The sequence below is a fragment of the Nocardioides sp. Root140 genome (genome assembly GCF_001426745.1).
Taxonomy (GTDB): domain Bacteria; phylum Actinomycetota; class Actinomycetes; order Propionibacteriales; family Nocardioidaceae; genus Nocardioides.
On record NZ_LMFI01000010.1, the window covers coordinates 146,327 to 160,937 of the forward strand.

Annotated in this window: 14 protein-coding genes and 1 pseudogene; 11 read left to right on the plus strand and 4 right to left on the minus strand. The window is 70.5% G+C overall.

Annotated features, from left to right (window positions below; all coding sequences use genetic code 11):
• Positions 1-16 precede the first annotated feature (16 nt).
• A pseudogene (locus ASD30_RS11200) lies at positions 17-581 on the plus strand (dihydrofolate reductase family protein).
• Positions 582-608: 27 nt separating this feature from the next.
• On the opposite strand, the gene eccD reads toward ASD30_RS11200, so the two are convergent.
• Positions 609-2,000, minus strand: coding sequence for a type VII secretion integral membrane protein EccD (gene eccD / locus ASD30_RS11205; protein WP_056681407.1), 1,392 nt, complete (start codon positions 1,998-2,000; stop codon positions 609-611).
• Between the two features lie 120 nt (positions 2,001-2,120).
• On the opposite strand from eccD, the gene eccCa reads away from it, so the two are divergent.
• Positions 2,121-6,092: a type VII secretion protein EccCa gene (gene eccCa, locus ASD30_RS11210; RefSeq protein WP_056681408.1), complete on the plus strand. Its 3,972-nt coding sequence runs from the start codon at positions 2,121-2,123 to the stop codon at positions 6,090-6,092.
• Between the two features lie 39 nt (positions 6,093-6,131).
• Here the strand turns inward: eccCa and ASD30_RS11215 are convergent, their stop codons facing one another.
• A complete protein-coding gene (locus ASD30_RS11215) occupies positions 6,132-6,752 on the minus strand; it encodes an L-threonylcarbamoyladenylate synthase (protein WP_056681409.1) in 621 nt (206 codons plus the stop codon).
• 9 nt (positions 6,753-6,761) lie between these two features.
• Complete coding sequence (locus ASD30_RS11220) at positions 6,762-7,769, minus strand: 4-hydroxy-3-methylbut-2-enyl diphosphate reductase (protein ID WP_056681410.1); 1,008 nt, start codon at positions 7,767-7,769, stop codon at positions 6,762-6,764.
• A 92-nt stretch (positions 7,770-7,861) separates the two neighbouring features.
• Here ASD30_RS11220 and xseA point away from each other — a divergent pair, with 92 nt between their 5' ends.
• A complete protein-coding gene (xseA, locus tag ASD30_RS11225; protein ID WP_056681411.1) occupies positions 7,862-9,121 on the plus strand; it encodes an exodeoxyribonuclease VII large subunit in 1,260 nt (419 codons plus the stop codon).
• A complete protein-coding gene (locus ASD30_RS11230; RefSeq protein WP_056681412.1) occupies positions 9,114-9,329 on the plus strand; it encodes an exodeoxyribonuclease VII small subunit in 216 nt (71 codons plus the stop codon). The genes xseA and ASD30_RS11230 overlap by 8 nt, the downstream gene beginning before the upstream one ends.
• Positions 9,330-9,344: 15 nt before the next feature.
• On the opposite strand, the gene ASD30_RS11235 is transcribed toward ASD30_RS11230, so the two are convergent.
• A complete protein-coding gene (locus ASD30_RS11235; RefSeq protein ID WP_056681413.1) occupies positions 9,345-9,899 on the minus strand; it encodes a DUF4245 family protein in 555 nt (184 codons plus the stop codon).
• A gap of 270 nt (positions 9,900-10,169) precedes the next feature.
• On the opposite strand from ASD30_RS11235, the gene ASD30_RS11240 reads away from it, so the two are divergent.
• The 7 genes from ASD30_RS11240 to ASD30_RS11265 all read left to right on the plus strand — a co-directional run bounded on the left by ASD30_RS11240 (position 10,170) and on the right by ASD30_RS11265 (position 14,607).
• Positions 10,170-10,535, plus strand: coding sequence for an ArsR/SmtB family transcription factor (locus ASD30_RS11240; RefSeq protein WP_056681414.1), 366 nt, complete (start codon positions 10,170-10,172; stop codon positions 10,533-10,535).
• Positions 10,532-11,032, plus strand: a complete 501-nt coding sequence (locus ASD30_RS11245; protein WP_056681415.1) for an SRPBCC domain-containing protein — start codon at positions 10,532-10,534, stop codon at positions 11,030-11,032. Before ASD30_RS11240 ends, ASD30_RS11245 begins: the two co-directional genes overlap by 4 nt.
• Position 11,033: 1 nt before the next feature.
• Positions 11,034-11,600, plus strand: coding sequence for a maleylpyruvate isomerase family mycothiol-dependent enzyme (locus ASD30_RS11250; RefSeq protein WP_056681416.1), 567 nt, complete (start codon positions 11,034-11,036; stop codon positions 11,598-11,600).
• A 95-nt stretch (positions 11,601-11,695) separates the two neighbouring features.
• On the plus strand, positions 11,696-12,097 hold the full coding sequence (locus tag ASD30_RS11255) for a TOBE domain-containing protein (protein ID WP_200949830.1): 402 nt from the start codon (positions 11,696-11,698) through the stop codon (positions 12,095-12,097).
• A 7-nt stretch (positions 12,098-12,104) separates the two neighbouring features.
• Positions 12,105-12,848, plus strand: a complete 744-nt coding sequence (gene modA, locus ASD30_RS26080; protein WP_082563774.1) for a molybdate ABC transporter substrate-binding protein — start codon at positions 12,105-12,107, stop codon at positions 12,846-12,848.
• On the plus strand, positions 12,845-13,636 hold the full coding sequence (locus tag ASD30_RS11260; protein ID WP_082563775.1) for an ABC transporter permease: 792 nt from the start codon (positions 12,845-12,847) through the stop codon (positions 13,634-13,636). Before modA ends, ASD30_RS11260 begins: the two co-directional genes overlap by 4 nt.
• Complete coding sequence (locus tag ASD30_RS11265) at positions 13,633-14,607, plus strand: ABC transporter ATP-binding protein (RefSeq protein ID WP_056681418.1); 975 nt, start codon at positions 13,633-13,635, stop codon at positions 14,605-14,607. Before ASD30_RS11260 ends, ASD30_RS11265 begins: the two co-directional genes overlap by 4 nt.
• The last annotated feature ends 4 nt before the right edge of the window (positions 14,608-14,611 follow it).

Here is a 14,611-nt window from a genome sequence, read left to right on the forward strand (position 1 = left end):
CAGGAGGCAGGGCGCGATGCGGAAACTGGTCTACGGCATGAACCTCACACTCGACGGCTACGTCGCTGCGCCCGGTGACGACATCGGCTGGGGTGTGCCGAGCGACGAGCTGTTCCAGTGGTGGCTCGACGAGGAGCTGGCGACCGGCCTGTATGCTGTACGGGCGCAGGCTGTGGGAGGCCATGAGCTCTCACTGGCCGACCGGCGACCAGCAGCCCGATGCCACCCCGGCGCAGGTCGAGTTCGCGCGGAACTGGCGTGACACACCGAAGGTGGTCTTCTCCTCGCAGATCGAGAGGGCCGACTGGAACACCCGCGTGGTCACCGGCGACGCGGTCGCGGAGATCACCCGGCTCAAGGCCGAGGACGGCGAGCCGATGCGGGTTGGTGGTGCCATGCTCGCCGGCGCGGCCATGCGGGCCGGGCTGGTCGACGAGTACACGATCGTGACCCATCCGGTCCTGGTGGGCGGCGGCACACCGTTCTTCACCGCACTGGACAGCTGGGTGAACCTGAACCTCGTGGAGACACGGACGTTTCCCGGCGGGGTGGTCCTGAGCAGGTACGAGACCAGGCGCTGAGCGCGTTCCCGCCCCCGATCGACTAAGTCAGCCGACCATCTCGCGGATCTTGCCGTAGACCCCGACGATGCCCAGGATCAGCGGCAACACGGACAACACCAGCAGCGACTCGAAGATGTCGGCGGCACGGCTGGTCGGCGGGGCGTAACGGCGACCCGGAAGGACCACCACGAGGGCCAACATGGCCAGGGCCAGTGCCGCGACGGGTACGACGAGGACGAGCAGTCGCACGAGCGGCTCGGCGTCAGCGGACAGCCCGGCCAGCACGGCCACGCCGGCAGCCGCCGCCGCGATCAGCATCGACAGGCGCTGCGAGCGACCGGTGAACAGGCGCGCCCGGAAGAGTGCGATGCCACCGAGGACGGCGGCCAGCACCTGCTCGACGGTTCCGGCGGAGGCGAGGAACACCGCACCGCCGCCGACCGCCGCGGCGAGTGCGGCCACGATGCCGGTCATGAACTGGTCGGCCCGGACTGCCTGCCCCAGCACGCGGGTGCCGTCGACGGTCGTGCGTTCGTTGCGCAGGTCGTCGGCACCGGTCGGGACGAAAGGCAGCGCCAGTCGGGACAGCTTGAACGCGACCATCGGGATCATCGGTGACAGGAGGAGCGCCACGCCCGCGGTGAACGCCGCCGTCGCCGCGACGTCGAGGTCGCCGAAACCGGCGGCCGCAGAACCGATCGCGGCCAGGAGACCGCTGCCGATCACGGCGGTGAAGCCGGGGACGCCGCGGCTCAGCATGACCAGGCTGACCAGGGCGATGAGCACCGCGGCAGCGGCACCGGGCAACAGCTGGGTCGCGCCGAACGACCACACGCGTTCGTCGCCACCGACCACCATGGCGCCCGCCGCGAAGGCCGTGGCGATCGAGAAGCCGGCCGCCACCAGGGCTGGCCCGGGCTGGGCGTAGGCCCGGTCGAGGGCGACCGCGCCGCCGAGCAGCAGCAGGCTCAGGGCTCCGGAGATGGCCGCGGGAGCGATCCACGACGGACCCGAGAGCAGGCAGGCGAAGAGCACGAAGACGATCGACAACGACGCGAACCAGGTGCAGGCCCGTGCGGTGTGGGCGTCGGACCACCGCGCCGACTTGGTGAGCACACCGGTGGCGACGGCATCGAGCACGTCGTCGTAGGCCACCTCGGGCAACTGGGTCGCGCGCATGCGCAGGTGGAGCAGGTCGCCGTCGCTGATCTGCCCTGCCCGCAAGGTCAGGGCTGGGTCGAACGGCGCCTCCCCCGTGCGCTGAAGGACGAACCCGCCGGCCGCGGCACCCTGATCGGCCACCTCTGGGCCGAGGGTCCCCACCAGGTTCGTCAGCAACTCGGCAACGGTCAGGTCCAGTGGCACCGCGAGATCGACTCGCGTGTTCGTGGTCATCACCGTCAGCCGGCACAGACTCGACATCGTGCTCGCAGCCATCACACCTCCAGACGTCATCCGGGTCCGCGCCCGGTATTGTCACCAGCATTGTGGACCATCGAGGGTGGTTTCCACCGGTGCGGGTCGAACACGCCGCACCGGCTGACTCGGGAGGTGTGTGTGGGAACGCAACTGTTCAAGCGGCCGGCTCGGCAGCGCGCGCCGCGGGAACCACGCGGCGAGATCGTCCTCGAGTCACCCCCTGAGTTGCCCGAGACCACCCAGGGCGGCGGGGTCGGCCAGGCCCTGACCATGCTGCCGATGCTGGCCGGCGCCGGCGGCATGGGACTCATGATGACGGCGCGCGGCGGCACCGGCGGCAGCCCGATCATGATGCTCGCGATGGGCATGATGGCGGTCGCCTTCGCCGGCATGATGGTCGGCAACATCGGACGCCAGTCCGGCGAGAAGCGCCGCAAGCTCGACGGCGACCGCCGCGACTACCAGCGCTACCTCGTGCAGGTACGCCGCCGCGTCCGCAAGGCCGTCGAGCAGCAGCGCAAGGCAGCCCTGTGGCACCACCCGGACCCCGCTTCCCTCTGGTGCCTCGCACTCGGCACCCGGCTGTGGGAGCGCCGTGCCACCGATGTCGACCATCTCGCCGTCCGCATCGGTCGCGGCCCGCAGCGGCTGGCGGTCACGCTGGTCACGCCGGAGACCAAGCCGGTCGAGGACCTCGAGCCGATCTCCGCAGGCGCGCTGCGTCGTTTCGTCGGCACCCACAAGTCCGTCCCCGACCTCCCGGTGGCCGTGTCGCTGCGTGCCTTCGGCCTGATCAGCCTCAACGGGCAGGTCGACCAGACCCGTGCCATGGCGCGGGCGATGATCGCCCAGCTGGCCACGCTGCAGTCGCCCGACGACGTCCGCATCGCCGTCTGCGCCGGAAAGAACACGGTCAGCGACTGGGAATGGCTCAAGTGGCTGCCCCACGCCCTGTCCGAGGACACCGACGCCGTCGGCCAGGTGCGACTGGTCCGCGACGACCTGATCGCCATCGAGGCGCGGCTGGGTGACCTGCTGAGCAGCCGTCCGCGGTTCGGTGCCGATGCCGCGTCCGACGGCCCGCACCTCGTCGTCGTACTCGACGGCGGACGCGTTCCGCCTGAAGCCCAGCTGGCCGCCGGCCTGGTGCAGGGCGTGACCGTGGTCGACCTGCGCGGCGTGCTGCCCACCGAGCACTCCTCCGGTGTGCTGCAGCTCGAGCTGCGCAAGGGCACCGTTTCGATCGTGCGCAAGGAGGGCACCTCGGGAGACATCACCCGCTCCCCGCTGGGCGCCCCCGACGCGCTCTCCACCACGGAGTGCACGACGCTGGCCCGCGCCATGACCCGCTACCGCATGTCCGCCGGCGCCGAGAACGACCCCACCGACCTGCTCACCGTCGACGTCACCCTCCCCGAGCTGCTGCGTCTCGGCGACCCGCACAACATCGACACCGACACCACGTGGCGCCCCCGGGCGGCCCGCAACCGGCTCCGGGTGCCGATCGGGGTCGGGCCCACCGGCCACCCGGTCGACCTCGACATCAAGGAGTCGGCGCAGGGCGGCATGGGGCCCCACGGCCTGGTCATCGGTGCCACCGGATCCGGCAAGTCCGAGCTGCTCCGCACCCTCGTGCTCGGACTGGCCGTCTCCCACTCCCCCGAGATGCTCAACTTCGTGCTGGTCGACTTCAAGGGTGGTGCCACGTTCGCCAGCATGGACGTCCTGCCGCACACCTCGGCGGTGATCACCAACCTCGAGGACGAGCTCATCCTCGTCGACCGCATGAAGGACGCCATCGCCGGTGAGATGGTGCGCCGCCAGGAGGCGCTGCGCGCCGCCGGCAACTACTCGTCGCTGAAGGACTACGAGAAGGCCCGTGAACAGGGCGCTCCCCTGGACCCGATGCCCTCCCTGTTCATCGTGGTCGACGAGTTCAGCGAGCTGCTCAGCGCCAAGCCCGACTTCATCGACCTGTTCGTGATGATCGGCCGACTCGGCCGCTCCCTCGGCGTACACCTGCTGCTCGCCTCACAGCGCCTCGAGGAGGGCAAGCTCCGCGGCCTCGACACCCACCTGTCCTACCGGGTCGGCCTGCGCACGTTCTCCGCGATGGAGAGCCGCACCGTGCTCGGTGTCGCCGATGCCTACGAGCTGCCCAGTGCTCCCGGCCACGGTTACCTCAAGGAGGCCAGCGAGGGCCTCGTGCGGTTCCGTGCGGCCTACGTCTCCGCGCCGTACAAGCGCAACCCCAACGCCGTCGGTGCGGGGCTGAGCGAGTCTGCGGTCGGCGGCTACGTGCTGCCCTACGAGGTCGCGTACCTCGAGCCGCGCCAGCAGGAGGTCGAGCCGGAGGACACGACGCCCGAGGCCGAGCCGACCGGGCCGAGCGAGACGCTGATGGAGATCATGGTCGACCGGCTCAAGGGCCGCGGCACCCCGGCACGCCAGGTGTGGCTGCCGCCGCTCGACGAGTCGCCGTCCCTCAACGACCTGCTTCCCCCGCTCGCCGAGACCGAACACGGTCTGCGCCCCGGGCAGTGGGACAACTCGCGGATGCTGTCGGCGCCGATCGGCATCGAGGACAAGCCGTTCGAGCAGCGTCGCGACCCCCTGTGGGTCGGTCTGGCCAGCTCGCACGCCGTCGTGGTCGGCGGTCCGCAGAGCGGCAAGAGCACGCTGCTCCGCACGCTGATCAGCGGCCTGGCCCTGACCCACACGCCGCAGCAGGTGCAGTTCTACTGCATCGACTTCGGTGGCGGCACGCTGAGCGGTCTCTCCGACCTGCCGCACGTCGGTTCCGTGGCCACCCGCATGGACCCCGAGCGTCTGCGCCGCACGGTCTCCGAGATGAACGCACTGATCGACGGACGCGAGGCGCACTTCACCGCCAAGCGCATCGACTCGATGCAGACCTACCGCCGCATGGTGGCCTCCGGCGCGGAGCCGGGTGACGGGTTCGGCGACGTGTTCCTGGTCGTCGACGGCTGGGGCACGGTGCGCCAGGACCACGAGGCGATGGAAGCCCAGATCACGAAGATCGCCACGCGTGGCCTCGGCTTCGGCGTGCACGTGGTGGTCTCGATCCAGCGCTGGATGGAGCTGCGTCCGGCCCTTCGCGACCTCATCGGCCAGCGCCTCGAGCTGCGACTGGGTGACCCCGCCGAGTCCGACGTGGACCGCAGGGCCGCCAAGAACGTCCCGGAGAAGATGCCCGGACGCGGCCTGAGCGTCAACAAGCTGCACTACCTGACCGCACTCCCGCGCATCGACGGGTCCTCCAGCTCCGACGACGTCGCCGACGGCGTGGCCGACATGGTCAAGCGGGTGCGCAACGCGTGGACCGGCCCCGAGGCGCCGGAGGTGCGACTGCTGCCCCGGAAGATGCCGTACGACCAGCTGCCCGTGCCCGACGAGGAGAAGTCGGCGCTGCCGCTCGGCCTCGACGAGGACACGCTCTCGCCGGTGTTCGTGAACTTCGACGCCGAGCCGCACTTCCTGATCCTGGGCGACGTCGAGTCCGGCAAGTCCAACGTGCTGCGGGCCATCGCCCGGGGCATCACGACACGTTGGGATCCCAAACAGGCGAAGATCGTCACGTTCGACTACCGCTGGGGCATGATCGGCGCGGTCACGACCGGGCACCAGCTCGCCTACGTGACGAACTCCGGTGACGCGCCCGAGATGGTCAAGCAGATCGCCTCCGCGATGCGTGACCGCCTCGCCGGCATCAAGGTCGACCCGACGGCGCAGGAGGTGCCGCGCTGGGAAGGGCCCAAGCTGTTCGTGCTCATCGACGACTACGAGATGATCGCGGCCGCCCAGCCCAACCCGCTCCACGCGCTGCTGGAGTTCCTGCCGCAGGCCCGCGACATCGGCCTCCACGTGGTGCTGACACGCTCTGCCGGCGGTTCGGGCGGCGGCAGCTTCGAGCCGCTGCAGAAGCGCCTCAAGGAGCTCGGCACGCCGGGCCTGCTGCTCTCCGGCTCCAAGGAGGAGGGCGCGGTGCTGCACGGCAACAAGTTCGAGCCCCAGCCCCAGGGCCGAGGCAAGCTGGTCGACCGGCGCACCGGCGTGAAGGTCATCCAGACCCCGATCATGACCAAGTGACCGCTGACCGGCGTACGCCGGGTGGCGGCACGCACGCCGTCACTCGAAGCGCGTGGGGTCTCCGGCGCCGACGCGCACGATCTCGGGTGCGTCGCCCGACCAGTCGATGACGGTGGTCGGCTGCGCCGAGACCTCACCGGCCTCGATCACGATGTCGACGACGTGGTCGAGCTCTTCCTTGATCTCCCAGCCCAGCGTGCGGGGTTCGTCCTCGCCCGGCAGGATCAGCGTGCTGGTCAGCAGCGGCTCACCGAGCGTGTCGAGCAGCGCGTGGACCAGCGGCGAGGTCGGGATGCGCACGCCCACGGTGCGCTTCTTCGGGTGCATCAGCCGCCGCGGCACCTCGCCGGTCGCCGGCAGGATGAAGGTGTAGGGCCCCGGCGTCGAGGCCTTGATCGCCCGGAACGCCGTGTTGTTCACGTGCACGAACTGGCCGAGCTGGGCGAAGTCGCGACACATCAGGGTGAAGTGGTGCTTGTCGTCGAGCTCGCGGATCCGCAGGATTCGGTCGCGGCCGTCACGGTTGCCCAGGGCACACCCCAGCGCGTAGCCCGAGTCGGTCGGGTAGGCGATCAGCGCGTCGTCGCGCAGCTGCTCGACGACCTGGTCGATCAGTCGCTGCTGCGGGTTCTCCGGGTGTACGTCGAGGTAGCGCGCCATCGTCGTGGGCTACTTGCCGGCGTTCTGGGCGGCGCGCAGGTCGCGACGCAGCTCGGGCGGGAGCGCGAAGATCAGTGACTCCTCGGCGGTGTGCACTGCCTTGGCGTCGGGGTAGCCGCGGGCGCTGAGGAAGGCCAGCACGCCGTCGACGAGGTCTTCGGGCACGGAGGCACCGGAGGTGACGCTGACCTTGTCGACACCTTCGAGCCAGGCCTCGTCGATCTCGGTGGCGTCGTCGACGCGGTAGGAGGCCTTGGCCCCGGCCTCGAGGGCCACCTCGACCAGGCGCACGGAGTTGGAGGAGTTGCCGGAGCCGACCACGATCACCAGGTCGGCGTCGGCGGCGATCTCCTTGACCGCGAGCTGGCGGTTCTGGGTGGCGTAGCAGATGTCGTCGCTCGGCGGGTCGAGCAGCGCGGGGAAGCGCTCCCGGATCGCGGCCACGGTCTCGAGGGTCTCGTCGACCGACAGGGTGGTCTGGGAGAGCCAGGAGACCCGGTTGGGGTCGCGGACCACGATGTTGGCGACGTCTTCGGGGCCCTGCACGAGCTGGATGTGGTCGGGTGCCTCACCGGCGGTGCCCTCGACCTCCTCGTGGCCCTCGTGGCCGATCAGCAGGATGTCGTAGTCGTCGGCGGCGAACCGCTTCGCCTCGTGGTGCACCTTGGTCACCAGCGGGCAGGTGGCGTCGATGGTCTTCAGGCTGCGGGTCTCTGCCTGGCGGTGCACCTCGGGCGAGACGCCGTGGGCGGAGAAGACCACCGTCTCCCCCTGGGGCACCTCGTCGAGCTCTTCGACGAAGATGGCGCCACGGCTCTCGAGATCGGAGACGACGTGCTTGTTGTGCACGATCTGCTTGCGGACGTAGACAGGGGCGCCGTACAGGTCGAGCGCCTTCTCGACAGTGATCACGGCCCGGTCGACGCCGGCGCAGTAGCCACGCGGCGCGGCCAGGCGTACGGCGCGTTCTGCCTCGTCGGGACTGAGGACGGCAGGGGTGCCGAGGTCGGTGCTCATGGGCCCGAGTCTAGACGTCGGGTGTACGCGCCCTGTCGGCGCTGTGGAGAGCCGGAGGCAGGCTGTCGGTCTCCTCCCCTAGGCTCGCGGTCATGGCAATGGAGACCTCCCTCGAATCACCGGCCCCGGTCCGGCAGATCGCCAACGCGATCTCGGGTTGGGTCGACCGGCTCGGCGTGGTGTGGGTCGAGGGCCAGATCGCCCAGCTGAGCCGCCGCCCCGGCCTCAACACCGTGTTCCTGACGTTGCGCGACACGGTCGCCGACATCTCCATCCCGGTGACCTGCTCGCGCACGCTGTTCGACGGCCTGAACCCTCCGGTCGTCGAGGGCGCCAGTGTGGTGATCCAGGCCAAGCCGACGTTCTACGCCGTCCGCGGCACGCTGTCGTTGCAGGCTCGCGGCATCCGCATGGTCGGGCTCGGCGAGCTGCTGGCCCGCATCGAGCGACGCCGCCAGCTGCTCGCCGCCGAGGGCCTGTTCAGCATGGAGCTCAAGCGCAGGCTGCCGTTCCTTCCGCACACCGTCGGCCTGGTCACCTCCCCCGGCTCCGACGCCGAGCGCGACGTGATCGAGAACTCCCGCCGGCGCTGGCCGTCGGTGCAGGTGAAGGTCGCGGCCGCCCGCATGCAGGGACACAACAGCCCGCTCGAGGTGACCGAGGCCCTGCAGAGGCTCGACGCCGACCCCGAGGTCGAGGTGATCGTCATCGCCCGCGGCGGCGGCTCGGTCGAGGACCTGCTGCCCTTCTCCGACGAGGGCCTGCTGCGCGCCGTGCACAAGGCCCGCACGCCCGTGGTCTCCGCGATCGGCCACGAGGCCGACCAGCCGCTGCTCGACCTGGTCGCCGACGTGCGTGCGTCCACACCGACCGACGCCGCGCGGCGCGTGGTGCCCGACATGGCCGAGGAGACGCAGCGCATCGACCAGGCCCGGCAACGTCTGCGCTCCTCGATGCTGGCCTGGCTCGACCGCGAGCAGACCGGGCTGGCGGCGATCCGCAGCAGGCCGGCGATGGCCGACCCGCGCAACCTGCTCGACGACCGGGCCGACGAGGTCGCGCACCTCCGCGACCGCGCCAGGCGCAGCGTGCGCCACCGTCTCGACCGGGCCGGCGACGAGATCGCCCACCACGCCGCGCGGGCCACGGCCCTGTCGCCACTGGCCACCCTGCGCCGGGGGTACGCCGTGCTGCAGGGGCCCGACGGCCACGTCCTCACGTCCGTCACCGGCGTCGACGAGGGCGCCGAGATCTCCGTGCGCGTCGCCGACGGACGCGTGCACGCCACCACCACCAGCATCGAGACCGCGACACCCGTGGTCGAGGTCGACACCGAGGAAGCAGATGCCTGAGCAGACCACTGACGAAGAACTGTCCTACGAGAGCGCCCGCGAGGAGCTGATCACCGTGGTGCAGCGGCTCGAGGCCGGTGGCACCTCGCTCGAGGAGTCACTGGCGTTGTGGGAGCGCGGCGAGAAGCTGGCCCGCACCTGCCAGGGCTGGCTCGACGGTGCCCGCAAGCGGCTCGACGCAGCCGTCGAGGCCACCGACGACGAGTGAGCGGAACCTCGGGGTTCAGGTGACCGGCTCGGTCACCAGCGACTCGGCGACCTGCTGGATCGTGCCGTGGTCGGCGGTCCCGAAGACCAGCACCACCGTGCCGTCGTGCTCCGCGGTCAGCGCGTAGTCACCGTCCTCGTCCTTCCAGGACTGCCAGGTCGGGGCGATCGCACTCTTGAGGGTGACCGAGTCGCCCTTGTCGACGGCATCGTCGTCGACGTACTCCTTGAGGAAGTCCTCAACGGGAGCCGCGCCCTGGTAGACCCCGATGAACTCGTCGTCATGGGTCAGGATGTCGAGCGACCAGCCGGCACCGAGCGCACCCTCGACGTCGACGGCCTTGGCGCCCTCGGGCAGCCTCGGCGGGTAGGCGAGGTTGAAGTCCACGCTCTTCTGGAGGCCCTGCACGGCGGGCAGGTAGTCGATGGCTTCCCGTTCGACGTCGAGGTCGTCGCGGGTCACCGACCGGAAGATCACGAAGACCAGGATCACGCCGACAGTCACGATCATCGCGCCGACCATGCCGATGCTGCTGCCTGAGTAGTGGCTGCCGCCACGCTGCTGGCTCATCGCACGACCCCGGCGTCCGTCGTACGACGACCTGCGGGCCGGTCGTCGTGGTGCTTCGCGTTGTGCACGGCGCTCCTGCTGTGGGTCGAACGGTTTCGCGGCAACGCTAGCGCCTGCCGCCACGGCGGTCGCTGGCGGCCGCACGTCGGGTCGCCGCGTGTGTGACGTCGTGCACGCCGCGAACCGCTGCGGCTATTCAACCAAACGGTTGACAAGGCACCTTGGTCGTCGTACGGTTTATTCAACCAATCAGTTGAAGAAGGTGTCCGCATGACCGACCAGCTCTCGAAGGTCTTCGCCGCCCTGGCCGACCCGACCCGGCGCGACATGGTCGCTCGTCTGACCGAGTCCGACGCGACGGTCAACGACCTGGCGGCGCCGTACGACGTCAGCGTCCAGGCGGTCTCCAAGCACCTGAAGGTGCTCGAGGACGCCGGACTGGTGAGCCGGAGCCGGGAGGCCCAGCGTCGACCTGTGCACCTGGAAGCAGAGGTGTTCGACCTGATGACGAAGTGGATCGAGCGATACCGCCAACGTGCCGAGGAACGGTTCAGCCGCCTCGACGCCGTGCTGGCCGAGCTGAACGAGGACAAGACCGCAGAGACCCCCACCCGCAAGGAAGGAACAGCATCATGACCACCACGAACCCGACCGCCCGCTACACCGAGGCCGCGATCGAGGCCGACCCGAAGGTCCCCGCCGTGCACATCTGGCGCGACTTCGCCGGCACTCCCGAACAGCTCATGAAGGCTCACATGGACCCCGAGCTGTTCGCGAAGTGGATCGGACCCGACTCGCTCACGACCCGGATCGACCAGTGGGACTGCCGCACGCTCGGCTCCTACCGCTACGTCGCGGGTCGTGGGGACGAGGAGTTCGCCTTCCGTGGCACGTTCCCCTACGTCGGCGAGAACAAGCTGGTCCAGACCTTCACCTGGGAGGGCATGCCCGAGGCCATCGCGCTGGAGACGATGACCTTCGAGGACCTCGGCGACGGCCGCACCCGCATGCACGCGTTCTCGTTGTGCGACTCGTTCGAGAGCCGCGACGGCATGCTGTCGAGCGGCATGGAGGTCGGGGTCCACGAGGGCTACGCCAAGCTCGACGCCCTGCTCGCCGACGGGTCGGTCTGAGATGGCCCTGCCTGACTCGGCGGCCGACCGCCACCGCGAGGTCGCCGGCGCCTTCGCGGCCAGGGTCGCAACGACCCCGGACTGGGAGGCTCCCGCGCCCGTGGCCGGCTGGACGGCCCGCGACGTGGTCGCCCACCTGGTCGAGTGGTTCCCGGGATTCCTGGGCGGGGGCGGAATCACCCTGCCGGCCGGTCCCGCCGTTGCCGACGACCCGGTGGCGGCGTGGCAGCACCATGCGGACGCCGTACAACACCTGATCGAGACCCGGGGCGAGGAGTCCTTCACCCACCCGATCGCCGGCACCCACCGGCTGGCCGACGCCGCGGACCGCTTCTACACGGCCGACGTCTTCATGCACACCTGGGACCTCTCGACCGCGACCGGCCAGGAGCACGGCCTCGACGTGGACTTCGCGGCCACGCTCCTCGAGGGCATGGCGCCGATCGAGGAGCTGCTGCGCTCGTCGGGGCAGTACGGCGCCGCCGTGCCCGTCGCCGATGACGCCCCCGTGGTCGACCGCCTGATGGGCTTCATCGGCCGCGACCCGGCCTGGGCGCCCCCGGCCTGAACGGCTGGCCCGAACGAGCTCGGCCGGCCTGGTCGTCAGGAGCAATTTCGCGGACTGTCTGGGCAGGAAAGCCGCAGATGCGGAATACTCGCCGCGTGACCACCTACCGAATAGCGGAAGCGGCAGAAGTCCTCGCCGTCAGCAACGACACCGTGCGTCGCTGGATCGACGGCGGGCGCCTCCCTTCCGTGGCCGGCACGGAAGGCAGCCCGACCACCATCCGTGGCACCGACCTCGCGGCCCTGGCCACAGAGCTGGCCGACCGGCCCGACCGGGACGACCCCCGGAGCACGACGGTCAGCGCGCGCAACCGGCTGTCGGGAATCGTCACCAAGGTCGTCAGGGACACCGTGATGGCGCAGGTCGAGATGATCTGCGGCCCCTACCGGCTGGTCAGCCTGATGAGCAGCGAGGCCGCCGCCGAGCTCGGCCTCGAACCGGGCGTGCGCGCCGTCGCGTCCGTGAAGTCCACCAACGTCGTGATCGAGAGGCACTGAACCCCTGATGCGCATGCGCCCACTGATCGCCGTCTCCGTCCTCACCCTGCTCCCCCTGACCTCCTGCTCCTCCGATGACGACGAGAAGCAGCTGACCGTGCTGGCCGCAGCCTCCCTCACCGGGACCTTCGAGACGCTGGCCTCGACGTTCGAGGACGAGCACGACGGCGTGGACGTGAAGTTCAACTTCGGCTCCAGCACGACCCTGGCCGAGCAGGGCGTCGACGGCGCCCCCGGCGACGTGCTGGCCACCGCCGACGAGAAGTCCATGACCATCGCCGAGGACGGCGACGCACTGGCCGCGGACCGGATGCAGTTCGCGACCAACGAGCTCGTCCTGGTCGTCCCGGCCGACAACCCCGCGAAGATCACCGGGTTCGACGACCTCGCCGACACCGACTGGGTGCGCTGTGCGGACGACGTACCGTGTGGTCGGCTCGCCCTGAGCCTGCTGGAGGAGAACAAGGTGACGGCGGAGCCCAGGAGCCTGGAGGTCGACGTGAAGTCCGTGCTGGCCAAGATCACCTCGGGTGAGGCCGACGCCGGCTTCGTCTACGCCAGCGACGCGGTCGCCGCCGGCGACGACGTGTTGGTCTTCGACGTGCCCGGCGCCGCCGAGCAGCTCAACCCCTACTTCATCGCCCCGCTCGACCAGAACGACAGCGGCGACCTGGCCCAGGAGTGGGTCGACTTCGTGAGCTCCGACGAGGGTCGTAAGATCCTGGACGACGCGGGCTTCGGGAAGCCGTGACCGACCCCCTCGGGCGACCGCCGGTCAGGTTGCTGGTCCCGGCCGCCCTCGGCACCCTGCTCCTGCTGCTCCCCCTCGTCACGCTCGTCGCGGGCACGCCGTGGTCCCTGCTCGGCGAGCAGCTCGCCTCGCCGGAGCTGCGCGAGGCCATGTGGCTCTCGGTGCTCACCGCCACGGTCGCGATGACCATCTGCCTCGTGCTCGGGCTGCCGCTGGCCTGGGTGCTGGCCCGGGTCGAGTTCCCCGGGCGCGGGGTCGTGCGCACCCTGGTCACGGTGCCGCTCGTGCTGCCCCCGGTGGTCGCCGGCGTCGCGCTGGCCAGCGCCTTCGGCCGCACGGGCTTCATCGGCGAACCCCTGCGAGAGCTGACCGGCTTCTCCCTCCCCTACACGACGGCCGGCGTGGTCCTGGCCCACACGTTCGTCGCGCTGCCGTTCGTCGTACTCAGCATCGAGGGCGCCCTGCGCACCGCACGCCGTGAGTACGACGCCGCGGCCGCCACACTGGGCGCCACGCGCTGGCTCACCTTCCGCGCGGTCACCGTGCCTTTGGCGATGCCCGGCATCCTGGCCGGGATCATGCTGGGCTGGGCCCGCTCCATCGGTGAGTTCGGCGCCACCATCACCTTCGCCGGCAACTACCCCGGCACCACGCAGACGATGCCGACGCTGATCTACGTCTCGATCAACTCCGAGCCCGAGGCCGCCAGGTCGCTGAGCCTGGTGCTGCTGGTCTTCTCGATCGTCGTGCTGGTGGCCCTGCGCGACCGTTGGCTGGTGGCCCGATGAGCGCCCTGTCGCTCGACCTCGAGGTGCCCGGCCGGGTCCACGCTGTGCTCGACGCCGACCGCGGCGACGTGATCGCGGTGATCGGTCCTAACGGCGCGGGCAAGTCGAGCCTGGTCAAGGCGCTGGCCGGTCTCGTGCCCGCGCGCGGCCACGCCACGCTCGACGGCGTGGACCTCACCGGCGTGCCCACTCGGGAGCGCGGCGTCGGCATGGTGTTCCAGGACCAGCTGCTGTTTCCCCACCTCGATGCCCGGCACAACGTGGCCTTCGGACCCCGGGCCCGCGGCGTACCGAAGGCCGAGGCGCTGCGTCGCGCCGAGCAGTGGCTGACGCGTCTCGGGGTCGACGACCTCGCCCACCGCAGACCCGGAGAGCTCTCCGGCGGGCAGGCCCAACGCGTCTCGATCGCCCGGGCCCTGGTCACCGAACCCGACCTGCTGCTGCTCGACGAGCCGATGAGCGGGCTCGATGTCGGGGTCGCGGCGTCCCTGCGCATCGAGCTGGCCAGGCACCTCGCCGAGTTCGGGGGGATCTCGCTGCTGGTCACCCACGACGCGCTCGACGCCCTGACCGTGGCGAACCGGGTGCTGGTGCTCGACGGCGGGGAGGTGGCCCAGTTCGGCACCCCCGACGAGGTCACCCAGCGTCCGGTCACCGACCACGTGGCCCGGCTCGTGGGCCTCAACGTCCTGCGCGACGGCACCGAGCTGCGTGCGTTCGAGCCCACGGCGGTCACGGTCGACCTGAACGAACCCAGCGGCTCGGCCCGGCACCACTGGCGGGGCACGATCGTCGTGGTCACCCCGCACGGCGCCGCGATGCGGGTCGTCGTACACGTGGCCGACGACGGTCCGGAGCTCCTCGCCGACGTGACGCCGGCGGCCGCCGTCGAGCTCGGACTGTCGGTCGGACGGGTGGTGTGGCTGTCCGTCAAGCAGACATCGGTGCGGTCCTACACCGCGCCCTCGTGATGAG